The 24,831-nt window shown below is 60.6% G+C and carries 23 protein-coding genes; 15 read left to right on the forward strand and 8 right to left on the reverse strand.

Annotated features, from left to right (window positions below; genetic code table 11):
* Positions 1-6: 6 nt before the first annotated feature.
* Together GOW09_RS11775 and GOW09_RS11780 are read right to left on the reverse strand one after the other, a co-directional pair.
* Entirely contained in the window at positions 7-993 is a 987-nt protein-coding gene (locus GOW09_RS11775; protein WP_171118547.1) for an alpha/beta fold hydrolase, read from the reverse strand.
* The gene (locus tag GOW09_RS11780) at positions 994-2,466 is read right to left on the reverse strand and encodes an NAD(P)/FAD-dependent oxidoreductase (protein ID WP_171118549.1); all 1,473 of its coding nucleotides are present in this window, start codon (positions 2,464-2,466) and stop codon (positions 994-996) included. It lies immediately after the preceding gene.
* A gap of 226 nt (positions 2,467-2,692) precedes the next feature.
* On the opposite strand from GOW09_RS11780, the gene GOW09_RS11785 reads away from it, so the two are divergent.
* The 4 genes from GOW09_RS11785 (at position 2,693) to GOW09_RS11800 (ending at position 6,894) form a co-directional block, all read left to right on the forward strand.
* Complete coding sequence (locus GOW09_RS11785) at positions 2,693-4,240, forward strand: trimethylamine methyltransferase family protein (RefSeq protein WP_171118551.1); 1,548 nt, start codon at positions 2,693-2,695, stop codon at positions 4,238-4,240.
* 72 nt (positions 4,241-4,312) lie between these two features.
* On the forward strand, positions 4,313-5,416 hold the full coding sequence (locus tag GOW09_RS11790) for a mandelate racemase/muconate lactonizing enzyme family protein (RefSeq protein ID WP_171118553.1): 1,104 nt from the start codon (positions 4,313-4,315) through the stop codon (positions 5,414-5,416).
* Between the two features lie 15 nt (positions 5,417-5,431).
* On the forward strand, positions 5,432-6,163 hold the full coding sequence (locus tag GOW09_RS11795) for an SDR family NAD(P)-dependent oxidoreductase (RefSeq protein WP_171118555.1): 732 nt from the start codon (positions 5,432-5,434) through the stop codon (positions 6,161-6,163).
* Positions 6,160-6,894, forward strand: a complete 735-nt coding sequence (locus tag GOW09_RS11800; RefSeq protein ID WP_171118557.1) for an SDR family NAD(P)-dependent oxidoreductase — start codon at positions 6,160-6,162, stop codon at positions 6,892-6,894. The genes GOW09_RS11795 and GOW09_RS11800 overlap by 4 nt, the downstream gene beginning before the upstream one ends.
* A gap of 10 nt (positions 6,895-6,904) precedes the next feature.
* Here GOW09_RS11800 and GOW09_RS11805 read toward each other — a convergent pair whose 3' ends face one another.
* The 5 genes from GOW09_RS11805 to GOW09_RS22335 are packed head-to-tail and all read right to left on the reverse strand — an operon-like array spanning position 6,905 to position 11,549.
* Positions 6,905-8,245 carry an FAD-binding oxidoreductase gene (locus tag GOW09_RS11805; protein WP_171118559.1) on the reverse strand — a complete coding sequence of 447 codons (1,341 nt, stop codon included), beginning with the start codon at positions 8,243-8,245 and terminating at the stop codon, positions 6,905-6,907.
* Positions 8,242-9,738, reverse strand: coding sequence for an aldehyde dehydrogenase (locus tag GOW09_RS11810; protein ID WP_171118561.1), 1,497 nt, complete (start codon positions 9,736-9,738; stop codon positions 8,242-8,244). Before GOW09_RS11810 ends, GOW09_RS11805 begins: the two co-directional genes overlap by 4 nt.
* 5 nt (positions 9,739-9,743) lie before the next feature.
* Entirely contained in the window at positions 9,744-10,661 is a 918-nt protein-coding gene (locus GOW09_RS11815) for a dihydrodipicolinate synthase family protein (protein ID WP_152458886.1), read from the reverse strand.
* 7 nt (positions 10,662-10,668) lie between these two features.
* Positions 10,669-11,379, reverse strand: coding sequence for a GntR family transcriptional regulator (locus tag GOW09_RS11820; protein ID WP_171118563.1), 711 nt, complete (start codon positions 11,377-11,379; stop codon positions 10,669-10,671).
* Complete coding sequence (locus GOW09_RS22335) at positions 11,376-11,549, reverse strand: hypothetical protein (RefSeq protein WP_171363854.1); 174 nt, start codon at positions 11,547-11,549, stop codon at positions 11,376-11,378. Before GOW09_RS22335 ends, GOW09_RS11820 begins: the two co-directional genes overlap by 4 nt.
* Between GOW09_RS22335 and GOW09_RS11825 the strand changes: the two genes are divergently transcribed.
* Entirely contained in the window at positions 11,548-12,498 is a 951-nt protein-coding gene (locus tag GOW09_RS11825) for a GlxA family transcriptional regulator (protein ID WP_171118565.1), read from the forward strand. The two genes, GOW09_RS22335 and GOW09_RS11825, sit on opposite strands and share 2 nt — an antisense overlap.
* 463 nt (positions 12,499-12,961) lie before the next feature.
* Here the strand turns inward: GOW09_RS11825 and GOW09_RS11830 are convergent, their stop codons facing one another.
* Positions 12,962-13,531 (reverse strand): DUF2796 domain-containing protein, encoded by a 570-nt coding sequence (locus GOW09_RS11830; protein WP_171118567.1) that lies wholly within the window; start codon positions 13,529-13,531, stop codon positions 12,962-12,964.
* A gap of 248 nt (positions 13,532-13,779) precedes the next feature.
* On the opposite strand from GOW09_RS11830, the gene GOW09_RS11835 reads away from it, so the two are divergent.
* The 10 genes from GOW09_RS11835 (at position 13,780) to speB (ending at position 24,830) form a co-directional block, all read left to right on the forward strand.
* A complete protein-coding gene (locus GOW09_RS11835) occupies positions 13,780-15,051 on the forward strand; it encodes an imelysin family protein (RefSeq protein WP_171118569.1) in 1,272 nt (423 codons plus the stop codon).
* Positions 15,052-15,137: 86 nt separating this feature from the next.
* Complete coding sequence (locus GOW09_RS11840) at positions 15,138-15,431, forward strand: bacterioferritin-associated ferredoxin (RefSeq protein ID WP_152458891.1); 294 nt, start codon at positions 15,138-15,140, stop codon at positions 15,429-15,431.
* Positions 15,379-15,864 carry a bacterioferritin gene (gene bfr / locus GOW09_RS11845; protein ID WP_152458892.1) on the forward strand — a complete coding sequence of 162 codons (486 nt, stop codon included), beginning with the start codon at positions 15,379-15,381 and terminating at the stop codon, positions 15,862-15,864. Before GOW09_RS11840 ends, bfr begins: the two co-directional genes overlap by 53 nt.
* On the forward strand, positions 15,824-17,371 hold the full coding sequence (locus GOW09_RS11850; RefSeq protein WP_171118571.1) for a di-heme oxidoredictase family protein: 1,548 nt from the start codon (positions 15,824-15,826) through the stop codon (positions 17,369-17,371). The genes bfr and GOW09_RS11850 overlap by 41 nt, the downstream gene beginning before the upstream one ends.
* Before the next feature lie 3 nt (positions 17,372-17,374).
* The gene (locus GOW09_RS11855; RefSeq protein ID WP_171118573.1) at positions 17,375-18,385 is read left to right on the forward strand and encodes an imelysin family protein; all 1,011 of its coding nucleotides are present in this window, start codon (positions 17,375-17,377) and stop codon (positions 18,383-18,385) included.
* 3 nt (positions 18,386-18,388) lie between these two features.
* Positions 18,389-19,474 (forward strand): DUF1513 domain-containing protein, encoded by a 1,086-nt coding sequence (locus tag GOW09_RS11860; protein WP_171118575.1) that lies wholly within the window; start codon positions 18,389-18,391, stop codon positions 19,472-19,474.
* Between the two features lie 101 nt (positions 19,475-19,575).
* Positions 19,576-21,465, forward strand: coding sequence for a biosynthetic arginine decarboxylase (gene speA / locus GOW09_RS11865; RefSeq protein WP_171118577.1), 1,890 nt, complete (start codon positions 19,576-19,578; stop codon positions 21,463-21,465).
* A gap of 25 nt (positions 21,466-21,490) precedes the next feature.
* The gene (locus GOW09_RS11870) at positions 21,491-22,714 is read left to right on the forward strand and encodes a saccharopine dehydrogenase family protein (RefSeq protein ID WP_171118579.1); all 1,224 of its coding nucleotides are present in this window, start codon (positions 21,491-21,493) and stop codon (positions 22,712-22,714) included.
* A gap of 107 nt (positions 22,715-22,821) precedes the next feature.
* The gene (gene nspC / locus GOW09_RS11875) at positions 22,822-23,991 is read left to right on the forward strand and encodes a carboxynorspermidine decarboxylase (RefSeq protein WP_171118581.1); all 1,170 of its coding nucleotides are present in this window, start codon (positions 22,822-22,824) and stop codon (positions 23,989-23,991) included.
* Positions 23,988-24,830: an agmatinase gene (gene speB, locus GOW09_RS11880; RefSeq protein WP_171118583.1), complete on the forward strand. Its 843-nt coding sequence runs from the start codon at positions 23,988-23,990 to the stop codon at positions 24,828-24,830. The genes nspC and speB overlap by 4 nt, the downstream gene beginning before the upstream one ends.
* Position 24,831: the final 1 nt, after the last annotated feature.

The following is a 24,831-nucleotide window of genomic DNA, read 5'->3' on the forward strand; positions in this document are numbered from 1 at the left end:
TTTCTTTCACGCCTGCTCTGATGGCTTGTCCTGCAAGGAAGTCAGGGGGGATGTGGCCGCTTCGGTCATCCTGCGGATGAAGGCGGCGCAGATTTCGGGCTCTGTGATCGGAATCATGTGGCCGAACCCGTCCAGCTCTTCGTAACTCAGCCCGAATTCGGTCATTGTCGGCCCGTGCAGCGGCGGCGACAGTATCGCGTCCTGGCGGCCATACAAGATGCCCCCTGGGACGGTCAGATTCGGATAGCGCGCGACCTGCGCGTTGATACTGGCATCGACGCCGGCGACGTCCTGAGAGGCCGTGACAAAGGCGGAGGGCCGCAGGCCAAGCGCGCCACCTGCCCGGTCCAGAAAGTCATCAGGCGGGGTTTCCGGGTCAAACGCGGCACTTAACGTGTGCGGCGCGGTTTTGGACGCAAGGGGAACGGCGAGCGTGTTGCCGATCAGGCTGCGCATCCATTCGGAGCGGATCTCGAGCGGTTTGAAGATCGCCGGGGTTTCGGGCAGTTTATGCGTCAGCGGCGCCAGTAGCGCCAGACCGGCGACCCGGGCCGGGTGGTCCAGTGCCATCGCCAGTGAAACAGCGCCCCCCAGTGAATGGCCGACCAGAACGGCGCGGTCCACGCCTTTTTTGTCCAGAAACTCGGCAATCATGCCTGCCTGGTGGGGCAATTGCGCCAGCTCGGCCATATCGCGCGTTGAATACCCGCATCCCGGCCGGTCCAGCGCGATAACGTGGTAATCGTCGGCCAGAAGATCCACCAGCGCATAGGTAAAGTGCTGCAACTGCCCAGCCAGGCCGTGGATCATGACGATTGTCTGCGCCTCGGGGTTTCCCTTTTCCACATAGTGGATGCTGCCGCCATGAACGGGTGTGATCTGACCCAGCTGCGGCACGGTTTCAAGACCGCGGCGGGTAATCTTCCGTGTCCACAGGTTCATGACAAACAGGAAGGCGACAAAAACGGCGATTACGATCAGAACGGTTGTCATTCAGTTTTCTCCATTGCCAAGGGCGGCGGGTCTGTATTGCTCCAACCCTGATTGTGCCATGCGTTTCTGAAACTCGGCAACGGTGCCGGGCCACAAGGTCGTGTTTCGGCCTTCCGCATCCATATACCAGGATGTACAACCCCCGGCCTGCCAGACGCCGTCCGCGTGGCGGCTGTGCATTTCCCGCGTGAACGCCGCCTGTTTTGCGGCGTCAGGAGTGATTGCGGACAACCCTTCGCGCTGCATCTCGCTCAGGACCCGGCCGATATGGCCAACCTGGGCCTCGATCATCAGCACGACCGAGTTGTGCCCCAGCCCGGTATGCGGCCCCAGAAGCAGGAAGAAATTTGGAAAACCCGCAACTGCGGTACCCAGATGCGCGCACATGCCATCCGACCAGGCAGAGCGCAGCGTCAGCCCGTCCGTACCGGTAATGTCGAGACGCTCGACAACGTCGGTTACGTGAAACCCGGTGCCCCAGATCAAAACATCCGCCTTGGTCCGGGTGCCATCCGCCGCGATGACCGTGTCACCTTCGATTCGAGCGACGCCCTTCGGAACAACGCTGACATTGTCGCGGGCCAGGGTCGGGTACCAATCGTTCGAACTCAGGATACGTTTGCAGCCGATCCGATAGTCGGGGGTCAGAATCCGCCGTTCGGCCGGATCGGTGATGGCGCGCTCCAATGCCTTTCGCCACATGTTCAAGGCAAAATTCACCGCGCGTTCCTCACCACGAAACACGCGGTGGCGAAATTCGAAGATCATGAATATCAGCTTGCGCCGAATGCGGGGCAAAATGGGAAGCCAAGCGTAAAGGCTGCGCACCCAGGGCGCAATCGGACCGTCCGGGCGCGGCATCACGTAAGGCGCACTGCGCTGAAAGATCGTGACGTGGCCTGCAATCTTGGCGATCTCGGGTACAAACTGAACGGCGGATGCGCCGGTTCCAACGACCGCCACGCGCTTGCCGGTCAGATCGACATCGTGATTCCATTCGGCCGAGTGGAAACTGGGCCCCGAAAAACTGTCGGCGCCGGGGATATCCGGGATGCTGGGATAATGAAGTGCCCCAATGGCCGAAACCAGAAACCGCGCCGACCAGTACTGGCCATCCATCGTTTCAACTTGCCAGCGCGTTCCATCCCACCTGGCCGATTTCAGCTCCTGCCCGAAATGGCACAGGTCATACAACCCTTCCTGACGCGCGACATTTTGCAGATAAGCCTGAATTTCCGCGCCACCGGCATAGGCGCGGCTCCAATGCGGGTTGAGATGGGTCGCCATGGAATACAGATGCGACGGCACATCACAGGCGACACCGGGATAGGTATTTTCGCGCCATGTCCCCCCGATATCATCGGCCTTTTCCAAAATCGCGATATCCTTGATGCCGCGCTTGCGTGCCTCAAGCGCCATCGTCAGCCCGGCAAACCCGGCGCCGACGATCAGCATCTCTATTTTGTGGTGCATGAGTGAGTGCCTTCTGAAACAACCCTGCGTTTATCTGTTGCAGATGTATGCACTTGCCTGGCTGTGAAGTAGGTCACACAGGTAACAATGACCCGGCGTCTTTTCGTTACGCAGGGACAAAATTATTTGGAATGACCCGTGTCGCTTATTGCAAGCACATATCGCAATCAGAGAGGTGGTTGCGCCGCGAATCCGTCAGTTTGTTTCAAAATTGGAGGATTGCCCCTTGACCACTCGCACTGCCACGCGTTCCGGCGGACGTTCTGCCCGCCGAGCCCAACGCACCGCTCCAAATTTCGACATGCTGCCGGGCCTGACCCGAGGCATTCCCGTTTGCGAAGTCATGGACGCAACCCAGGTCGAACGCATCGACAATGCGGCGATGGACATTCTGGAAAACGTCGGCGTTCAGTTCCGCGACCCCATCGCGCTGGAAGACTGGAAAAAAGCCGGAGCCAAGGTTGACGGCGAACTGGTCTATCTGGACCGCAATATGGTGCGCGAGCTGATCTCGACCATTCCGGCGCAGTTCACCTATCATGCGCGCGATCCGAAAAAGAACCTTGCACTGGGCGGCAAGCACGCGATCTTCGTGCCGATGACCGGCGCGCCATTCCTGCGCGATCTGGACGATGTACGCCGAAACCCGACGCTGGATGATCTGGCGATGTTCCACAAGCTGTCGCACATGATGCCGGCGCTGCACAGCTCGGCCCATCACATTGTCGAGCCCTACGACCACCCGATCAGCCAGCGGCACCTGCGCATCACCTATTCGTCGATGAAATACTCGGACAAGACCTTCATGGGCATGACCACTTCGCCCAGGAATGCCGAGGATGTGATGGATATGTGCGATATCCTGTTCGGCGAAGGGTTCATTGACGATCATCCGGTCACCACCGGCAACTGCAACGGCAACAGCCCTCTGGTGTGGGACGAAACCATGCTGGGTGCGATGCGGGCCTTCTGCCGCCGCAATCAGCCGGTTCTGTGCTCGCCCTTTGTGCTGGGTGGCGCAAACACCCCGGCATCGGTGCCCGCGACCGTGGCGCAGCTGACCGCCGAGGCGCTTTCGGCGCTGGCCTATACGCAGGTGATCCGCAAGGGCTGTCCTGCGATCTGGGGGCATTACCTGTCGACCGTTTCGATGAAATCCGGCGCGCCGATGGCCGGCACGCCCGAGATCAGCCTTATGAACTTCATGATCGGCCAGATGGCGCGCTTTTACGACGTACCGTGGCGCACTTCGAACACTCTGGGTGGGGCCAAGACCTTTGATGCACAGGCCGGGTACGAATCCGCCACGACGCTCAGCGCGGTCATTCACGCCGGGGCCAATTACATCTGGCATTCGGCAGGCTGGAACGAGGCGGGCATGCATTGTTCGGTCGCCAAGTTCATCGTCGACGCCGAACAATGCGCGATGGCTTACCGGATGGCGGAAGGTCCAAAGTGGCACGATTTCGATCAGGCCCTGGCAGCGGTTCCGGATGTGGGGCCCGGCGGGCATTATCTGGGTCATCCGCACACGCAGGACAACTTTCAAACCGCGTTCTTTATGCCGGAGCTGTTCGACAACAACTCGATCGAACAATGGGTCGCCGAAGGCGAAGTTGAGATCACCGAACGCGCCCTGAAACATGCACAGAAACTATTGGCCGAATATGAAGAACCAAAGCTGGACGAGGCCAGGAACGAGGCCCTTCTTGACTATATCGCCCGCCGCGAAAGGGAAATCCCGGCGGCGGACGAGTTGAACCAAACATACTGATCCACACTCCCCGTACTTGCCCACCCGTCATCCGGGTGGGCCCTTTTTTCCGGTCAAGACACGTAAGCCAAGATGAAGATCGCCGAACTGCATATCTACAGCCACGACCTGCCGGTCAAAAACGGACCCTATACTATGGCCAACGCTCAGGTCTGGGCGCTGGATACCACGCTGGTCAAAATCGTGTCGGACAACGGTCTGATCGGCTGGGGCGAGACCTGCCCGGTTGGCCCGACCTATGCCGAGGCGCACGCCGCCGGGGCGCGCGCCGCTCTGGTCGAAATGGCCCCGGGCCTGATCGGAACAGAGGTCCTGCCTCTGGCCTTGCATCGCCGGATGGATGGGCTGTTGAACGGTCATGGCTATGCCAAGGCCGCCATCGACATTGCGGTGCACGACCTGCTTGGCAAACATTTGGGCGTTCCGGTTTCCGATTTGCTGGGCGGAGCGGTTTCGGGCAAGGTGCCGTCCTATTATGCCACGGGCGTCGGTGCACCCGACGACATCGCGAAACTGGCTGCCGAGAAAATGGCCGAAGGCTACCCGCGTCTGCAAATCAAGGTCGGAGGCCGCCCGGTCGAGATCGACATCGAAACCATTCGAAAGGTTTGGGACGTGGTCAAAGGATCGGGTATGCGTCTGGCCATCGACGGCAACCGGGGCTGGACAACACGAGACGCCCTGCGGGTCAGCCGCGAATGCCCCGAAATCCCCTTCATCATGGAACAGCCTTGCAACACAATCGAAGATCTCAGGAAGATCCGGCCTCAGGTCACGCATGGCATCTATATGGATGAAAACAGCACCAGCCTGAACACCGTGATCTCGGCTGCGGGCACCGGACTGGTCGACGGGTTCGGCATGAAGGTCACCCGCATCGGCGGCCTGCATCCGATGCGCGCCTTCCGCGACATCTGCGAGGCGAGCAACCTGCCCCATACCTGCGATGACAGCTGGGGCGGGGATATCATCGCCGCTGCATGTACCCATATCGGTGCAACCGTTCGGCCCGACCTGCTGGAAGGCGTCTGGCTGGCTGCGCCATATATCGAAGGCAACTACGATCCTGAAAACGGCATCCGGATCGAGGGCGGGCATATCGCGCTGCCAACCGGGCCGGGGCTGGGCGTGGTTCCTGATGAAAGCCTGCTCGGCACACCTGTCGCATCGTTCTGAAAAATGGATGACGTTATGGACCTGAAAGGAAAATCGGCTCTGGTCACTGGCGCGGCTGGCGGCATCGGGGCGTCAATCGTTCAACGCCTGCGCAACGCCGGGGCGCGGGTCGCCGTCGCCGACCGGGCTGTCGATGCCATCGAGGCCGAGGCACATCTGCCCGGTGATCTGCTTGTTCCCGAATATGCAGACCAGCTGCCCGGCGCAGCGGCGTCCGCATTGGGCGGGCTTGATATCGTGATCAACAATGCGGGCGTCATCACGCGCGGGTCGGTCACGGATACGACTGATGCGGATTGGTCTCTGTCATTGGGTGTCAATGTCGAAGCCCCGTTCCGCATTTGTCGTGCGGCAATTCCGATCATGGCGGACGCTGGCGGCGGGGCCATCGTCAACACCGCGTCCTGCTGGGGGCTGCGCCCCGGCCCCAATCATGCGGTCTATTGCATGACCAAGGCGGCCATCGCGTCCCTGACCCAGTGCATGGGCATGGATCACGCCCATCAGGGTATCCGCATCAACGCCGTTTGCCCGAACGAGGTGAATACCCCGATGCTGCGATCAGGCTTTGAAAAGCGCGGCTTTGACCCCGATACAGCCGTGGCCGAACTGGGCCGGACCGTGCCGCTGGGCCGGATCGCCGAGCCCGATGACATCGCCGATGTCATCATGTTCCTTGTCTCGGACGCGTCGCGTTATGTTTGCGGCACGCTCGTCGAGGTCAACGGAGGAAAACCGGTATCATGAAACGGTTCGACGGAAAGGTGGCACTGATCACTGGCGGGCGCAGCGGCATCGGCAAGGCCATTGCCCGGCGTTTGCACGACGAAGGCGCACGGGTCTTTACCGCCCAACGTGGTGAGGACACCGAATTTCACGGCATCGCTGCAGATTTCACCCTTCCCGACAGCCCGGCACAGGTGGTCGGCGAAGTGATCGCGAAAGCCGGGCGTCTGGACGTGCTGGTCAACAACGCGGGCATGATGCAGGAAGCCTCGGTCGAGGGAATGAGCCTTAAGGACTGGCATCTCAACCTGACGGTGAACCTGACCGCCCCGTTCCTGATGATCAAAGCCGCGCTGCCGCATCTGCGCGACACAAAGGGCGCAATCGTCAACACCGGATCCATCGAAGGCCTGGGCAGCAATCCCGGTCACGCCGCCTATTGCGCATCAAAGGCAGGGTTGCACGGCCTGACCCGCGCCGTAGCCGTGGATCACGGGGGCGAAGGTATCCGCTGCAACGCCGTAGCGCCCGGTTGGATCGATACCGAATTGAACGAGGATTTCATCGAGTCGATGCCCGACCCGTCCGCATTCCGTCGCGACATTGCCAAGATCCACCCGGTTGCCCGAACGGGACGGCCCGAAGAAGTTGCCGCGCTCGTCGCGTTTCTGGCGTCCGGGGATGCGGGTTTCATCACCGGGCAGGTCTATACGGTGGACGGTGGGCGCATGGCCAAGCTGAGCTTGCCCTGACGCCCACACGTCATTCCTTGCCGGACCGCCATTCTTTCCAGATCAGATAGCTGTTCGCCCCAAGCGAGGCGAAAGGCTCGGGCGGCAATCGCGGAAGGTCCGGCTGCGCCAGAAAGTGATCCGCGATCTCTGATCCGCCTTGCAGCGCCAGCTCTGCGATGCCCATGCCTTGCAGGGTGCCTCGGGCGATGCCCAGGCCGTTCTGACAGCAGGCCGAGAACACACCGTCTTCCAATTCGCCGAACGCTGCGGATCCGTTGCGGCTGAGGCATAGCATCCCGGCCCAGCGATGCTCCATCCGGACATCCGACAGATGCGGAAAGCGTTCCCGGAACTTCCGGTCATGCACCCAGCCGGCATTGCGCAATCGCATCCGGCTGGTTTCGATCGTCGGGTGAAAACTGGATCCGGTGCGGATCAAAATGCGATCCCCGTAGCTGCCCGAAATACGCCGGACCGAGGTGCCCATCGGATCCGCCGGGGTGACCGACCAGCGCGGTTGCCCGCCCAGTGTCTTGATCTGTGCCTCGGTCAGCGAGGTCGTGATCGAGGCGTAGAGGCAGATATGCATCAATTGCCGTTGGTAAAATCCGAAGCTTTCCAGATGGCCATTGTTGGCCAGAACGATCCGCCCGGTGCTGACTTTGGCCTTGGCGGTGTTGACCACCCAGCCCGCGCCCTGCTTTTCAAAGCTGACGACTGGTGAGTTCTCGAATACGTTAACTTGGCCAGCCAGTTGGCCCGACAACGCCCGTACATAGGCTGCGGGCTGGATCATCACCGTCCCCGGCGCAAACAGCCCCGAAACATAATGCGGGCTGCCCGTGATCTCTTGCATCTGCTTTTGGTCATACAGCGTGTGCGGCTCACCCAGTTTGGTCAGATGCTCAGCGAAGGCGCGGTTATGGGCGTCTCCTGCCCGTGTGGCGGCAGCATTGTATTTTCCGCAAGGGTCGAACATTTCCTGCGGCAGGTCGCAATCGGCGGCGACCTCGGTCGCGAAAGCGATGGCCTTGCGGTTCAGGGCAATGGCGGCGCGATCCGCTTCCAGCCCATCGCCTGCGTAATTGTCCGAGGCCAGATCATGCGGCAGGTCGATCATGAACCCCGAGTTCCGCCCCGCCGAGCCATCGGCAAATCGGCCCGCTTCCAGCACGGCGATCTTCAGCGAAGGGTCCAGTTGGTGCAATCGCCGCGCCACCGTCAGCCCGGCAAACCCTCCGCCGACAATGGTGATGTCGGCGGTCAGGTCCTGTTCGAGCACCGGCAGAGGCTCCTGGGGCGGCAGGATGGCATTCCACCCTGCCGGACCGGTCTGCCGCGGTAGTCTTTTGGCCTCGTATCGTGTCAATCCACGGCCTCGTCGGCATCGTCTGCAAGATCGATCCAGATAGTTTTCAGCTGGGTGTACTGATCATGCGCATGGATCGAGTTGTCGCGCCCGCCAAAGCCCGATTGCTTGAACCCGCCAAACGGCGTGGTGATGTCGCCTTCGCCAAAGCTGTTTACGGTCACGGTGCCCGCCCGGATGGCCCGCGCGCCGCGAATGGCCCGTTTGGCGTTGGCGGTGAAGATCGAGGCACACAAGCCATAGTCGGTGTCATTGGCTATCTTGATGGCCTCGTCAAAGCCCGACACTTCGATTACCGACAGGACCGGGCCGAAGATCTCCTCGCGCGCCAAAGTCGAGTCGTTGCCAGGCACTTCAACGACGGTGGCCTCGACAAAGCCTTTATCGGCCTTGCCACCGATCACCACCTTTTCAGCCTGATCGAGATATCCGCAGACCTTGTTATAATGCCCTTCGCTGACCAGCGCGCCCATGCGGGTTTCAGGATCCAGCGGGTCGCCGATGTTCCACTGTTTGGCGTGATGCGCGATGCGGTCCAGCAGTTCGGCTTTCACGTCTTTGTGCACGATCAGGCGCGACGAGGCCGAGCAGTTCTCGCCCATGTTCCAGAACGCACCGTTCACCACATGCGCCGCCACCCGGTCGAGGTTTTCGGCGTCGTCCATGACGATGGCAGGGTTCTTACCTCCCATCTCAAGCACCACTTCCTTGGCGTTGCTTTCCGCCGAATAGGTCAGGAACCGTTTGCCCGTCACCGTCGAGCCGGTGAAGGACACCATGTCGATATCCATGTGCCGCCCGATGGGTTCGCCCACATCGGCACCTCCACCCGGTACGATGTTCAGCACGCCACGGGGAAGACCAGCCTCCATCGCCAGTTCGGCCAGGCGCAGCGCGGTCAGCGAGGTTTCAGCCGCGGGCTTTACAACCACTGCACATCCCGCCGCCAAGGCAGGCCCGATCTTCCACGCCAGCATCAGCAGGGGGAAGTTCCACGGCAGAACCAGCCCCACTACGCCGATGGGCTCTCGCACGACCATGGCGATATGGTCGTCGCTGGCGGGTGAGACCTGATCGTAGATCTTGTCGATCGCTTCGGCATGCCATTTCAGACAATGGATGGTCTCGGGCACGTCCACGGTTTCGCAGTCATAGATGGTCTTGCCACTGTCGAGGCTTTCCATCACAGCCAGTTCGCGGGCATTGCGGGTCATCAGCTTGGCCAGCCGGATCAGCACGTCCTTGCGCTCGGACGGGTGCAGTTTCGACCAGCGGCCATCGTCGAAGGCCTCACGCGCCTTTTCGACCGCAAAATCCACATCCGCTGCGCCGCAGGATGCGATATCGGCAAGCTTGTCGCCGGTGGCCGGATTCACGCTTGCAAACGTCTCACCCGAGATCGCCGGGCGGAATGCCCCGTCGATGAACGCCCCGGTCGGCAGGGTCAGGCCTGCGGCGATGGATTTGTATTCGTCCTGTGTCAGCAGATCCATGTCTCTTACCCTTCCGCCACGATGTCGGCGATTGTCTTTTTCAGCACGCGCGTGACCTGTTCCAGCGCGCGTTTGTCGTCCTTGTTCAGGCCCTTCAGCGGAGGCCGCATAGCGCCGGCATCAATTCCGTTCATGGTGACGCCATGCTTGATGGTCTGGATGAACTTGCCACCCTGTTCCAGCACCCGCATCAGCGGCATCATCGCGGACATGATCCGGCGGCCTTTGGTGAAATTCCCTTCGACCACGCAGGCCTGATACAGAGCCACGTGTTCGGCAGGCAGGAAGTTCGACCCGCCGCACACCCAGAACGGCGCACCCCAGGCAAAGAATTCGAGCGCCTGATCGTCCATTCCGCAACCAAGCTGGATATGCGGATAGTCGCGGGCCAGCAAATGCACCCGGTTGATATCGCCCGAGCTTTCCTTGATGCCGCAGAAGTTGCGGCTGCGGCCCACACGGTCAAGGAACTCTTCGCCCATCATCGTACCGGTGCGGTGCGGGTAGTTGTACAGCATAACAGGCAGATCAGCGGCCTTGTCGATGGCCAGCGCATTCAGCGCGTTTTCCCGATCAGTCGGCACCGAATACGGCGGGCTGGCCAGCAGGATCGCATCGGCGCCGATTTCACGCGCGCCGGCGGCAAGGGCAATCGAATCCGGCGTCAGCATCGCGCCTGTGCCAACCACCAATGGCAACCGGCCCTTCAACTGCTCATGCGTGAACCGGGCCAGTTCCACACGTTCGTGGACGGTCTGGGCATAGTTCTCACCGGTCGAACCACCCGAGATCAGGCCATGCACGCCGTTTTCGATCAGGTATTCGATCACGTCGGACAAGGCGTCCCAATTCACGCTGCCATCGTCGTGATAAGGCGTGACCACAGGGGTATAGATCCCCTCAAACTTGAAAATCGGGTTCATTCCGTCCTCATGCAGGTTTCGAAAGGGGCGGGATTCCCATCGGGACATCCAGCGCGTCAGGCATCACGAACATCTCGATCTGATCGCGTGACAGGTTCCAGTGATCTTCGGCCAGCCTGGCCGCCGTCGCTTCATCGCGCGCCTCGATGGCTGCGATGATCGCATCATGCTGTTGGCTGGCCAGCGACAGGTTTTCCGACATTTCACCGGTCTGTGGCCGATAGAACGTCATGCCGATCCGAGCGTGATCGATCAGCAACCGGTTGAACGACGGCAGCAGGTAGACATTGCCGGACATTTCGCCGGTCACGTCATGAAAGCGGTTGTTGGCCAAGGCTCGGTCCTCGCCGGACCCAGACCGAAGGGCCGCCTTGAACGCCTGCTGGGCCTCTTTCAAATCATTGATCTGGGCGTTCGACGCATTCAAAGCCGCCAAACGCAGGATCGCTCCGTATACCATGGGCGCGGCAAGGAAGAAGTCGCGCAAGGTGGTGTAGGACATCTCGGAAACCCGGGCGCTGCGGTTTGTCCGCAGATCCAGATAGCCTTCGCCAGCCAACTGTCGAAACACTTCGCGCAGCGGCGTGCGCGACAAGCCGAATTCCTCTGACAAATGCGCCTCGTCCAGATCGGCGCCCGGGCGCAGGCGCAGCGTAAGGATGGACACTCTCAGGTGCTCTCTCAGCGCGCTTTTTCGAGACTTGGCTTCGTCTTTCATGCTTTGGCCTCATCCTTCTGTTCGGCGAACGCGGTCGAATCGCGTGCGGTCACGGTTTTGTATTCCATAAAAATACAACTTGTATACAATAAAAATTCGTGCAGCATAGAAGCCTGCGAAATAGACTCATGTTCTGGACTTTGTCCCAGCTTGCAAACGGTACTGCTCATGCCTCAAACGCGGCACATCACTTTCATCCTTGTCGAGGAGTTCTCGCACCTTGCGTTTTCATGCGCGGTCGAACCCTTGCGGATCGCCAATCTTGTGAGCGGCGAAGAACTGTACCGCTGGTCCTTTGTGTCCGAACATGGCGAGCAGGCCGTGTGCTCGAACGGATCCATCACGCTGGTGCATTCCGGCCTTCAGGGTCTGGCCAAATGTGATCAGCTGTTTGTCCTGTCGGGCATTCACATGCGTGACCACGTCACCCGCCCCCTGCTTGCAACCCTGCGCCGCGAACGCGCGCGCGGCACGAAAATCGGCGCCCTGTGCTCGGGGGCATGGGTGCTGGCCGAGGCTGGCTTTCTCGACGGAATGCAAGCGGCAATCCACTGGGAATATCACGACGCGTTCATGGAAGCCTTTCCCGAGGTCAACCTGGTACGCAGCGTGTTCGTCGCCGATGAAAAGCACATTACCGCATCTGGCGGAACGGCAACGGCGGATCTGATGCTGCACCTGATCGAACGCGATCACGGTGAAGAACTGGCCATCGATGTGGCGGATCAGATGGTCTACAATGCGGTACGCAATGCCACGGCCAAACAACGGGTTTCCCTGCAATCACGCAACGGAATGCGCAATGCGCACCTCGCCAAGGCGATCACCATCATGCAGGACAGTATCGAAACCCCGGTTTCCCCTTCGTTCATTGCAGACGAGCTTGGCATTTCCACCCGACAGCTTGAGCGGTTGTTTGGAAAATACCTCAACACGTCGCCCAAGAAATACTTCATGGAAATGCGGCTAGAACGCGCCCAGAAACTGTTGCTGCAGACCGAAGCATCCGTCACCGAGGTTGCCGTGGCCTGCGGCTTTGAAAACCCGGGCCATTTTTCGCGCGTCTACCGGTCAAGCTTTGGCGTCACCCCGCACGCGCAACGCAACAAGATCGACTGACAGTATCGGGTAGTGGACTTGTCGAAAACGATACGGCAGGGGATGCCGCGCTTTGTCGGCCCATGACGGGCCTGAACGGGCATCCCCCTAACCCTGCCGAGATACCCCCTCATTAAAACCGGACTAGTCAACAGATCGGCAGGATGATGTACCAATAGATTTGGATATTGGCATAAGTTTTGCGAGAACTTGTCATACATGCGATTCTTGTGCCCTTATTCGTTAATCTTTGCCTCAATTGGAGACTTTTGATTCAGCGAAGTCCGGCAACCTCAAAGGCCATAACCACTTGTAAAAATAAATAATTTGTGAGTTTCGCTCATTGCTGCATTCAAGGACCGCACTGAGGAGCAGTTTTCCGCCTTCAATCCAGCGTGTTCGTTTTCTGCGCAGCCCCAGGCATGGGCAAGGCAATCTTGGCTCAACTGCTTCGGTTGCGCGCTTCAATACGTCAAACGGGCGTTCAAGCACCATCTCTACGAAATTGCGTCATATCGAGACTGGGCGCGGCGCGCGTGATTTCATGGGTGCTGGTCGCCGCGCCTGACCCGACGCGAACGTTCAGCTTCTCTGTCCCGCTGAACCGCTGGAAATACGCAAATTCCATCGTGGTCAGCGCATCCATATCCTGACATTGAACAACGTAGTCAGCTTGGAATTCCGAATGTTCGCCCGTTGCAAATGACGTGCCCCCCTCGCCCGCGTTATCCTGCTGCCCCGGAATATCATGCGTCAGGATCACGTTTGCAGATGCGGTAAAGCACACGGCGTCGGGCGGGACGACAAACAGATCCAGTGGTTTGGACAGTTCGGAAATCGCGATGGCGACACGCGTACGATCGTCATCATTTGCCACCGGGGTCTCGAACCCGATTATGTCAATGCTTGGAACCCTGAGCGACAGCGCAAATTCCGTGTCCGTAAACACGATTTCCAATTGACCGGACCCATGTTGATGGGTGGGCGTGATCTGCGTCGCCTGAGCGGCAAGAGCTGCCGGAAAAAGAGACAACGCCAGAACAGAGCACTTCATTAACCAACAACCGCCTTAAACAGAATCACATTCGTGATTTTAGCGCGAATCACCCGCCACGCAATGTTAACCCTCGGATCGGAGCCCGCCAGATATGGGGAGCGCGTGGGCTTCAACAGCCTCTGCCTATATCCGACAATAAAACTCAGGTTGACATTGCTGACCAAATCACTCAGTTATTTCTTCGCGAAACCCGCGGGGCATCCCCGCGCGATCCGACAGTTCTGACAGGAAAGCACCGAAATCCTATGACCAAGTTATTCACCACTGCCAGCGCCCTGACATTTTGCATGGCAACCGCCGCAATCTCGGGTGATGCCCCCACCAAGGCAGATGTACTGAACACCTATGCCGATATTGCGGAAGCCAAATTTGAGGACAGCCTGATTTCAGCCAAGAAATTGCAGGATGCGGTCAACGCACTGATCGCCGATCCCTCGGACGCAACGTTGAACGCGGCGCGCGCGGCCTGGGTTGCTGCGCGTGTCCCCTATCAGCAGACGGAAGTCTATCGCTTCGGCAACGCCATCGTTGATGACTGGGAAGGCAAGGTGAACGCCTGGCCTTTGGACGAAGGTCTGATCGACTATGTCGACGCGGCCTATGGCGGCGCGACGGACGAAAACGAATTTGCCGTGCTGAACGTCATCGCCAACCCCAGCTTCCAACTGTCGGGCGAGACCATTGATGCCAGCGAAATCACCCCCGAACTGCTGAGCGACACCCTGCACGAAGCCGATGGTATCGAGGCGAATGTGGCAACCGGCTATCACGCCATCGAGTTCCTTCTGTGGGGTCAGGACATGAACGGCCATGGCGCCGGCGCCGGCAACCGCCCAGCGACCGATTATGCGCAGGGCGAGGACTGTACCGGCGGCCATTGCGACCGTCGCGCGCAATATCTGAGCGCTGCGACCGAACTGCTGGTCAGCGATCTGGCCTGGATGGCGGATCAGTGGAAAGACGGCGGAGCGGCGCGCGCAGCCCTTATGGAGAACGAAGCAGCAGGCATCAGCGCGATCCTGACCGGCATGGGCTCTCTCTCGTATGGTGAGCAAGCCGGCGAACGGATGCGCCTTGGCCTGATGCTGAACGATCCTGAAGAAGAACATGACTGCTTTTCTGACAACACCCACAACAGCCATTACTATGACGGGTTGGGCATCCAGAACGTCTATCTGGGCAGCTATACCCGCATTGATGGCACCCCGGTTTCGGGCGCATCTCTGGCCGATCTGGTCATCGCCACGGATCCGGCGCTGGATACCGAGATGAAAGCGAAACTGGCCGCCACCATGCAGGCCCTGGGCAAGATCAAGACAACGGCCGAGGCGGGATTTGCCTATGACCAGATGCTTGAGCGCGGCAACGAAGGCGGTGAGGCCCTGATCATGGGCGGCGTCAACGGCCTGATCGATCAGACCAAAACGATCGAACGCATCGTAACTGCGCTGGAACTGGACGGGGTTGCGTTTGAAGGGTCAGACAGCCTGGATAACCCGGACGCCGTCTTCCATTAATCTTCAAGCGGGCCGGAGAGGGTTTCTTTCCGGCCCCTGCAAACCTTACTGATCGTCTGACAAGGCGGCGAAACGAGCCAAGACCAATGATTGTCTGCCACTGCACCAACATATCCGATCACGACATCCGTGCCACCATCGACTGGATGCGCACGGCGGATCCGCGGACCATCATCACCCCCGGCAAAATCTACCATGCCCTTGGCAAATCGGCGGATTGTGGCGGGTGCATGCCGTTGTTCCTAGACACGATGCGGGCCAGCGGTAATCTGGAAGTCCCCATGCAACTCCGCACTTTGCGTGCCGGAGCAACACAGGAGAAGGCTGATGAAAGGCGATCCGAAGGTCATCGAATATCTGAACAGGTCTCTGCGGCATGAGCTGACTGCCGTCAGTCAATACTGGCTGCATTACCGCCTGCAAGAAGACTGGGGCCTTGGCCATATGGCCAAGAAAAGCCGCGAGGAAAGCATCGAAGAGATGGGCCACGCGGACAAGCTGATCGAACGGATCATCTTTTTGGAAGGTCACCCCAACCTTCAGAAACTGGACCCGTTGCGGATCGGTCAGACGCCGAAGGAAACGCTGGAATGCGACCTGGCGGCCGAGATCGACGCCAGGGCACTTTACAAGGAAGCGCGCGAATATTGTCGGGAGGCCGGCGACTTTGTCTCCATGTCGCTGTTCGAAGAGTTGATGTCCGATGAAGAGGGACATATCGACTTCCTCGAAACGCAGCTCGACCTGTATGAAAGGATCGGCGAAGCCAATTATGCGCAACTCAACGCATCGAAAATGGACGAAGGCGAATAGCCTTCTTGCCTTGTCGGGGGTCGCCCTGGCTGCCACCCCCTCCCTGTCAGCCGAGCTGCGGGACCTGCATCTGAAATTCACCCCCCGCACCGACGAGGAACGCGCCCGCATTGCGGCCGTGACCGCGCCCCCGCAGGATTATGGCGTGTCGCAGCCGTTCGAAGAGCTCTCTGCCGGGGCGGCGACTGTCCGGGTCCGCAACGACGCGGATGCGTTCTCGCAACCCTCGGGCAATCTGAGCTTCGAGCAGGAGCTGGATTTCAAGGTCGGCAACGGGTTGTTCAAGAAAATCTGGGTTTCATCACCATCATCCACCTTGGCCTCTGACGGGTTGGGGCCGCTGTACAACGCGCGATCCTGCCAGCGTTGCCATATCAAGGATGGGCGGGGGCACACACCCAACGGCCCTGATGACAACGCGGTCTCGATGTTCCTTCGGGTCTCGATCCCCGGTGCGCCGGAAGACGGGTATGCCGGGATCGAAGACTACATCGCCACCCGGCCCGAACCCAACTATGGCGGGCAGATGCAGGATTTCGCGCTTGCCGGACATCCGGCGGAATATCGGCTGGATATCTCTTACGAAGAAGTCCCCGTTGAACTTTCTGACGGCGAGACCGCGTCACTGCGCCGCCCGTCTTACAGGGCCGCTGACCTGGGCTATGGCCCGTTGCACCCGGATGCGATGCTGAGCCCGCGGGTCGCATCGCAGATGATCGGGCTTGGCCTGCTCGAGGCGATCCCGGTCGAAGACCTGCTGGCCCGGGCTGATCCCGACGACGTGGATGGGGATGGCATCTCGGGCCGTCCAAACATCGTCTGGTCTGTTGAATACGGCGCCCCGATGATGGGCCGGTTCGGGCACAAGGCAGGTATGCCGACGGTCATGGAGCAATCCGCCGCAGCCTTTGCCGGGGATATCGGTATTTCAAGCCCGCTTTACCCAGCACCTCAGGGGGACTGCACGGATTTGCAGGTGAACTGCGTCGAGGCCCCGCATGGCGACACCGATACCCGCGCGTTCGAGATCGATCAGCAGGGCATGGACCTGGTGGATTTCTACAGCCGCAATCTGGGCGTGCCCGGCCGCCGTGATGTCGACGACCCCGAGGTGTTGCGCGGCAAAGAGGTGTTTCACACGATCGGCTGCGCGTCCTGTCATACTCCGGCCCATGTCACCCACCGGCTGGAAGATCGGCCCGAGCACAGCTTTCAGCTGATCTGGCCCTATACCGACCTGCTGCTGCATGACATGGGCGAAGGTCTGGCGGATCACCGCCCCGAGGCCCGCGCGACGGGGCGCGAATGGCGGACGCCGCCTTTGTGGGGCATAGGTCTGACCGAACGCGTCTCGGGCCACACGCAGTTTCTGCATGACGGGCGGGCGCGCAATCTGCTCGAGGCGATCCTGTGGCACGGCGGCGAAGCCCAGGCCGCGCGCGATGCGGTTGTGTCGATGCCGAAAACTGACCGCGACGCCCTGATCCGTTTTCTGGAGAGCCTCTGACCCATGCGTATTCTTACCTTTGTTGCCGCGTTGATGATGCCGCTTGCCGCACAGGCGCAGGACCGCGCACCCATCCTGATGGACGTTGCCGAGACACATATCTTGCCCAGGTTCGACAAGCTGCCGGAAACGACCGGGGCTCTGGTCAGTGCTTCGCGGGTGGATTGCGATCCGACCTCACCTGCGTTGCGCGCGGCTTATGATGCGGCCTTCGACAGCTGGATTTCCGCCAATCACCTGCGGTTCGGTCCGACCGAGGTTGATGATCGTGCGTTTGCCATGGCGTTCTGGCCCGACACGAAAGGGTTCACCACCAAAGCCCTGTCCCAGCATATCGCAACCGAGGATGACGCCGTGCAAGACCCGGAAGCCTATGCCGAGACATCCATAGCCGGGCGCGGGTTCTTTGCGCTCGAACGGATGCTGTTCGATCCCGCCTTTGCAGAGCAGGGCAATGCAGATTACCGCTGCGCGCTGATTCAGGCGATCGCGGCGGATATTGATGCCAACGCGCGGGCGATGGCCGATGACTGGCAAAGCTATGCCCCCGGCCTGACCCGGCCCGGTGAAAACGGCCGCTACCGAACGCAGGACGAAGCGATGCAGGAACTGTTCAAGGCTTTGTCCACGGGTCTTGAATTCACGGCCGACACTCGGCTTGGTCGCCCGTTGGGCACGTTCGACCGCCCGCGCCCGAACCGCGCCGAAGCGTGGCGGTCGAAGCGATCCTTGCGCCATGTCGAACTTTCACTGGTGGCCCTTCGTGATCTTGCATCGCGGTTGGCCTTTGATCATCCCGATATCGCCGCGGATCTAGATGCTGCCTTTGCGCGCGCCATCGAGAATGCCCAGGCCATTGACGACCCGGCGCTGGCGGGCGTTTCGGATCCGCAGGCCCGGTTCCGTATCGAGGCCCTGCGACAGTCCATCCACGATATTCGCGCCATTGCGTCGATTGAACTTGGCCCGACCCTGGGCATCAGCGCAGGCTTCAATTCTCTGGACGGGGACTGACCCATGACATCGCGCCGCCGTTTTCTTGCAGGGCTGGCTGCAACCTCTCTGCCTCCGATCCATGGATGGGCCTCGGTGGGCAGGCCGGAGTTTCTGGCCGCAGCGCTGTTTCCGGATGGTTCGTATCGACTGGCCGGGCTGGATGCACAGGGAACCCTTCTGTTTTCCGTGCCCCTGCCCGCGCGCGGGCATGCGGCGGCGGCACATCCGGTCAAACCACAGGCCGTTGCCTTTGCGCGCCGTCCGGGCACCTTTGCCGTGGTGATTGATTGCGTGACGGGATCACCGATCGCGCGGCTGACGGCGCCGGAAGGTCGGCATTTCTATGGTCACGGTACTTTTTCAGCCGATGGCGCGATTTTCTTTGCCACCGAAAACGATTACGAGGCCGGAGAAGGTATCATAGGCGTCTGGGACGCCGAAACCTTTGCGCGCTCGGGTGAATTCCCGTCCGGCGGCGTCGGGCCGCATGACATGCGGTTGATGCCGGGTGGGAAAACGCTTGTGATTGCCAATGGCGGGATCGAAACCCATCCCGAAACCGGGCGCACGAAGCTGAACCTGCCGACGATGAAGCCCAACCTGACCTACCTTTCCATGTCGGGCCTGGTTCAGGAACAGGTGTCGCTGGCGCCTGCGCTCCATAAGAACTCGATCCGCCATCTGGCGGTCCGTCGCGACGGGCTGGTGGGCTTTGCGATGCAGTGGCAGGGCAGCAAGGCCGAACATCCGCCCTTGCTGGGCCTGCACCGTCAGGGGGAAACCCCGCACCTTCTGTCCGCCCCGGAGCAGGACCAAAGCACGCTACAGGGTTATGCGGGCAGCATCGCGTTCTCGGCGGATGGCGCAACCATTGCCATCACCTGTCCGCGCGGCAACGCGCTGCATCGGTTCGACGTGGCCAGTGGCACATTCAGGGATGCGTTCGAGCTTGAGGATGTCTGCGGGCTTGGATCCGGCCCGAACGGCTTGGTTTTCACCACCGGAACCGGTGTGTTCGGCGCGTTGACCACTGCGCACCCCAAGATCCGGACCCGCGCGAAGTGCCAGTGGGACAATCATCTGGTCCCGATCAACCCACCGGCATGAAATTCGGATTTTTCCGTCACATAGTTTACACTTGGAAGAATCAAACAGCTGCCGTATTGGCGGTCGCGAAACTGGCACCCCTACGTTAAGGACCGACTTGATTGAAACAGACGCCGGACGCACCGCATTCCATCTACGGGGTTGAGAAATGGGGCAAAGGCCTCATCGAGGTGACGGAGCAGGGCGAAATCGGTCTGCGCAATCCCTTGGCTCCCGAGGTTGGCGCGATCAGCCTGCCCGGTATTCTCAGCGATCTGGACGACCGCGGCATCAAGGCCCCGATGGTTCTGCGCGTGTCTTCCTATCTGGAACACGAGATCGCGCATCTGAACGAAAGCTTCCGCGAAGCTATCGCCCGCGTCGGTTACAGGGGCAGCTATCGCGGCGTGTTCCCGATCAAGGTGAACCAGCAAGCCCAGGTCGTCGACCGGATCGTCGAATTCGGCAAGAAGTACAACTATGGGCTCGAGGCCGGGTCCAAACCCGAACTGGTGATCGCGCTGGCACATCGGCTGGCCAGCGAAGCGCTGATCGTCTGCAACGGCGTCAAGGATGCCGAGTTCATCCAGCTGGCCATCCTGTCCCGCAAGATCGGGTTCAACACGGTGATCGTTCTGGAAAGCCCGAAAGAGGCTGACACGGTGATCGAGGTCTACAGGGAATTGGAGGTCGAACCGCTTATTGGCGTGCGGGTCAAACTCACCAACCAGATCAGCGGCAAATGGGAAGAAAGCTCGGGCGACCGTTCGGCTTTCGGTATGAACACCGATCAACTGGTGGCCACGGTGGACAAGCTGCGCGACGCGGGCCTTCTGCATTGCCTGAAGTTGCAGCACTCGCATCTGGGCTCTCAGGTGCAGGACGTCAACGACGTGCGCCGCGCGGTGGGCGAGGCCTGTCGCTATTACACCGAACTGACGCGCGAGGGCGTGCCGCTGACCCATCTGGACCTCGGTGGTGGCATGGGAGTGGACTATACCGGTGAAAAGAAGGCGGCTGAGAACTCGATCAACTACACGGTCGAGGAATACTGCGCCAACGTGGTGGAAACCGTGGCCTACGCGATGGACGAAGCCGAAATCGACCACCCGACGCTGGTCACCGAAAGCGGCCGTGCGGTGGTGGCGACGTCGTCGATGCTGGTGTTCAACGTGCTGGAAAGCACGCTCTATGATGCGCCCAACGGCCCCGAGGTTGAAGCCGACGATCACCACATGGTTTCAGACCTTGCCGCGGTGCACGGCTATCTCAGCAAAGACCGTCTTCAGGAATGCTGGAACGACGCCACCTTCTATCGCAACGAATTGCGCGCCCTGTTCCGCCGTGGATATGTAGACCTGCGCCAGATGGCCCGGGCCGAACGCATCTACCTGTCGCTGATGGCCCGCCTCAAGGCGCTGGCGGCCAGTGACGATCTGGAAACCGACGTGGACGACCAGCTTGAGAAAGTGGCCGATATCTACCACTGCAACTTTTCTCTGTTCCAGTCCTTGCCAGACGTCTGGGCCATTGACCAACTGCATCCGATCGTGCCCTTGCAGGGCCTGAACCAGACACCCGACCGCCGCGCAGTCCTGTCCGACATCACTTGCGACAGCGACGGCAAGATCGACCGGTTCATCCTGGCCGACGGTGTTTCACCCAGTCTGCCGGTGCATACCCTGCCCGAAGATGATGAATATTTCATGGGCGTCTTTTTCGTCGGCGCCTATCAGGAAACGCTGGGCGATCTGCATAACCTGTTCGGCGACACCAACGTCGTCACTATCGACCTGCGCGCTGACGGAGGGTTCGACCTGCTGCACGAACAAGAGGGCGACACGATCAGCCAGGTGCTGTCCTATGTCGAATTCGACCCCACCGACTGCGTCGCCGCCTTCCGCAAAATGGTGGACGAGGCGATCTCGACCGGTACTCTGAAAGCCAAGGACCGCAAAACCCTGATGAGCGCCTATCGCGACTCGATCAACGGCTACACCTATTACGAATAACCCCCTGTGAGAGGAGATTACCCCCATGGGTTCACTTAGTGGCAAAACACTGGTTGTCGGCGCGGGCGGCGTATCCCACGCCGCCGTGCACAAGATGGCGATGAATTCGGACATCTTTACTGAAATCACACTGGCCAGCCGGACCAAGTCAAAATGCGACACCATCGCCAAATCGGTGAAAGAGCGCGTAGGCGTTGACATCGCCACCGCCGAGCTTAACGCCTACAAGGTCGAAGACACGGTCAAGCTGATCAAGGAAACAGGCGCGGAAATCCTCGTGAACCTGGCCCTGCCCTATCAGGACCTGGTGCTGATGGACGCCTGCCTCGAGGCCGGGTGCCACTATCTCGACACTGCAAACTACGAGCCCGAGGACGAGGCCAAGTTCGAATACCACTGGCAATGGGCCTATCAGGGCAGGTTCAAACAGGCCGGCCTGACCGCGATCCTCGGCTCGGGCTTCGATCCGGGTGTTACATCCGTCTTCGCCAAGTGGCTCAAGAAACACAAGCTGGACACGATCCGCCAGATCGACGTTCTGGACGCCAATGGCGGCCAGAACGATCAGGAATTCGCCACCAATTTCAACCCGGAAATCAACCTGCGCGAAGTCCTGGCCGAAGTGCGCCACTGGGAGAACGGCGAATGGAAGCACTCTCCCGCCATGACCCACAAGGTCGAGTTCGACTTCCCCGCCATCGGCCCCAAGAACATGTACTTGATGTATCACGAGGAACTGGAATCGCTCAGCACCCATTTCCCCGAGATCGAGCGCGCCCGCTTCTGGATGACATTCGGCGATGCCTACATCACCCATGCCAAAGTGCTGGAAAACGTCGGCATGACCCGCATCGACCCGGTGATGCATGACGGCAAGGAAATCATCCCGATTCAGTTTTTGAAAACCCTGCTGCCCGATCCCGGCGATCTGGGCGCCGAAACCAAGGGCAAGGCCTGCATCGGCGACATCGCCACGGGTCAGGCCAAGGACGGCTCGGGCGAGAAGACCTACTACATCTACAACATCTGCGACCACGAGGAATGCTATGCCGAGGTCGGCAGCCAGGCCGTCAGCTACACCACCGGCGTCCCCGCCATGATCGGCGCGGCACAGGTGCTGAAAGGCAACTGGCGCGAACCGGGCGTGTGGAACATGGAACAGCTCGACCCGGATGATTTCATGGACATGCTGAACACCCACGGCCTGCCGTGGCAGGTCCACGAACTCGACGGGCCCGTCGAGTTCTGATCCCTCGGGGCGGTCCGCGCGACCGCCCTGCTTCATCTGGCTAAAAATATCCCGGGGGGTCCGGGGGCCAGGCCCCCCGGGGCTTTTCACAATCGGAGACGCCCGAAATGTCCGACATGATGACCACACAGGCCGGAGACGCCGGCGCCTTCCGCCACTTCGACCTGACACGCGTCCCCTCCCCCTGCTTCGTCGTCGACGAAAAGGCGGTGGAGCGAAATCTGGCGGTTCTGGCCGATATCGGTGAGCGCTCTGGCGCGCATGTCCTGTCGGCGCTCAAGGCCTTCTCGATGTTCGCTCTGGCCCCTCTAGTGCGACAGTATCTCGGCGGCACTTGCGCAAGCGGCATCTACGAGGCCCGGCTGGGCCGCGAGGAATATGGCGGCGAGGTCGCGACCTACTGCGCGGGCTACAAGGACGCCGACATCGACGAAATCCTTGCGCTGTCGGATCACATCATCTTCAACAGCCCCGGGCAGAAAGACCGCTTTCTTGCCAAGGCACAAGCCGCGGGGCGGCAGGTCGGGCTGCGCATCAACCCCGAGCATTCAGAAGGCGAGGTCGCGAAATACGACCCCTGCGCACCGTGTTCACGCCTCGGCACCCCGGTCAGCCAGCTGGACGCTAAGGCGCTGGAGGGCGTGGATGGCCTCCACATGCACACGCTCTGCGAACAGGGGTTCGAGCCTCTGGCGCGCACCTGGGCCGCTGTCGAACCGAAACTCGCCCCCTTCCTGAACGGCCTGAAATGGCTCAATTTCGGCGGCGGCCACCACATCACCCGCAGCGACTATGACCGCGACGGGCTGGTGGACTTCATCAAACACATCCGCGCCAAATACGGCGTCGAGGTCTATCTGGAACCCGGCGAGGCCGTGGCGTTGGATGCGGGCATCCTGGTGGGCGAAATCCTCGACCTGCCGCACAACGGCATGGATCTGGCGATCACCGATATCTCGGCCACCTGCCACATGCCCGACGTGATCGAGGCCCCCTATCGCCCCGCCCTGATGGACGAGGCCGAATCCGGCCACACCTATCGCCTGGGCGGCCCTTCTTGCCTGGCGGGCGACGTGATCGGCGACTACACTTGGGCCGAACCGCTGCGGATCGGGCAGCGCTTTGCCTTCCTCGATCAGGCGCATTACTCGATGGTCAAAACCAACACGTTCAACGGCGTGCCCCTGCCCACCATCGCCCTGTGGAACAGCAAAACCGATGAGCTGAAAATCATCAGGCAATTCGGCTACAGCGACTTCAAAGAGAGGCTTTCATGAGCATTTTCCTCGACAGCGAACTGACCGAGACCGAACGCAGCGAAGACGCCCGGTTTCGTGTGATCCCGGTGCCGCTGGAACGCACGGTCTCATACGGGTCTGGCACCGCCAAAGGCCCCGAAGCGATCATCGCGGCCAGCAATGAACTCGAACGCATCACGGGCCACGCCGAACCCTGCGTCGAAGGCATCTTTACCGAGCCCCCGCTGGATTGCGACGGCCCGCTGCCGGACGTTATGGAGCGCCTCGCCCAGCGCACCGAGGCCGCCATCCGCGCCGGCAAGGTGCCGGTCACGCTGGGTGGTGAACACTCGCTCAGCTATGGCGCGGTCATGGGTGTGACTCGCTCGCTAGGCCAGCCCCTCGGCGTCGTGCAGATCGACGCCCATGCCGATCTGCGCAACGCCTATCAGGGCGAAAAACACTCGCACGCCTCGGTGATGCATCTGCTGGCCGAGGAGGGTATCCCACTGGCCCAGTTCGGCGCGCGCGCCTTTTCCACCGAGGAAGCAAAAAGCCGCCTGAGGAACCGCGTCTTCCACGTGGATGCCGAAGAGTTGGTCACCGGCAACATCCATGCCGTCGACCTGCCCGAGGATTTCCCCGAACTGGTCTATGTCAGCTTTGACGTTGATGGGCTGGACCCGGCGCAGATGCCCGCGACCGGCACGCCCGTTCCGGGCGGGCTGGGATACTATCAGGCGCTTCGCCTCGTCGAACACGCCCTGAAGGGCCGCCGCTGCGTCGGCTTCGACGTGGTCGAACTGGCCCCCGACGGCAATGCCGCCTGGGATTTCACTGCGGCGCAGATCGTCTATCGCCTGATGGCGAGCTGCTAAA

Origin of the sequence: Ruegeria sp. HKCCA5463 (assembly GCF_013034175.1) — a bacterium.
Lineage (GTDB): Bacteria > Pseudomonadota > Alphaproteobacteria > Rhodobacterales > Rhodobacteraceae > Ruegeria.

Bases quoted from the DNA above. Each gene is read 5' to 3' on its own strand.
- GOW09_RS11775 (WP_171118547.1), bottom strand. From the start codon at position 993: ATGACAACCGTTCTGATCGTAATCGCCGTTTTTGTCGCCTTCCTGTTT.
- GOW09_RS11780 (WP_171118549.1), bottom strand. From the start codon at position 2,466: ATGCACCACAAAATAGAGATGCTGATCGTCGGCGCCGGGTTTGCCGGG.
- GOW09_RS11790 (WP_171118553.1), top strand. From the start codon at position 4,313: ATGAAGATCGCCGAACTGCATATCTACAGCCACGACCTGCCGGTCAAA.
- GOW09_RS11795 (WP_171118555.1), top strand. From the start codon at position 5,432: ATGGACCTGAAAGGAAAATCGGCTCTGGTCACTGGCGCGGCTGGCGGC.
- GOW09_RS11800 (WP_171118557.1), top strand. From the start codon at position 6,160: ATGAAACGGTTCGACGGAAAGGTGGCACTGATCACTGGCGGGCGCAGC.
- GOW09_RS11810 (WP_171118561.1), bottom strand. From the start codon at position 9,738: ATGGATCTGCTGACACAGGACGAATACAAATCCATCGCCGCAGGCCTG.
- GOW09_RS11815 (WP_152458886.1), bottom strand. From the start codon at position 10,661: ATGAACCCGATTTTCAAGTTTGAGGGGATCTATACCCCTGTGGTCACG.
- GOW09_RS11820 (WP_171118563.1), bottom strand. From the start codon at position 11,379: ATGAAAGACGAAGCCAAGTCTCGAAAAAGCGCGCTGAGAGAGCACCTG.
- GOW09_RS11825 (WP_171118565.1), top strand. From the start codon at position 11,548: ATGCCTCAAACGCGGCACATCACTTTCATCCTTGTCGAGGAGTTCTCG.
- GOW09_RS22335 (WP_171363854.1), bottom strand. From the start codon at position 11,549: ATGAGCAGTACCGTTTGCAAGCTGGGACAAAGTCCAGAACATGAGTCT.
- GOW09_RS11830 (WP_171118567.1), bottom strand. From the start codon at position 13,531: ATGAAGTGCTCTGTTCTGGCGTTGTCTCTTTTTCCGGCAGCTCTTGCC.
- GOW09_RS11835 (WP_171118569.1), top strand. From the start codon at position 13,780: ATGACCAAGTTATTCACCACTGCCAGCGCCCTGACATTTTGCATGGCA.
- GOW09_RS11840 (WP_152458891.1), top strand. From the start codon at position 15,138: ATGATTGTCTGCCACTGCACCAACATATCCGATCACGACATCCGTGCC.
- bfr (WP_152458892.1), top strand. From the start codon at position 15,379: ATGAAAGGCGATCCGAAGGTCATCGAATATCTGAACAGGTCTCTGCGG.
- GOW09_RS11850 (WP_171118571.1), top strand. From the start codon at position 15,824: ATGCGCAACTCAACGCATCGAAAATGGACGAAGGCGAATAGCCTTCTT.
- GOW09_RS11855 (WP_171118573.1), top strand. From the start codon at position 17,375: ATGCGTATTCTTACCTTTGTTGCCGCGTTGATGATGCCGCTTGCCGCA.
- GOW09_RS11860 (WP_171118575.1), top strand. From the start codon at position 18,389: ATGACATCGCGCCGCCGTTTTCTTGCAGGGCTGGCTGCAACCTCTCTG.
- GOW09_RS11870 (WP_171118579.1), top strand. From the start codon at position 21,491: ATGGGTTCACTTAGTGGCAAAACACTGGTTGTCGGCGCGGGCGGCGTA.
- nspC (WP_171118581.1), top strand. From the start codon at position 22,822: ATGTCCGACATGATGACCACACAGGCCGGAGACGCCGGCGCCTTCCGC.
- speB (WP_171118583.1), top strand. From the start codon at position 23,988: ATGAGCATTTTCCTCGACAGCGAACTGACCGAGACCGAACGCAGCGAA.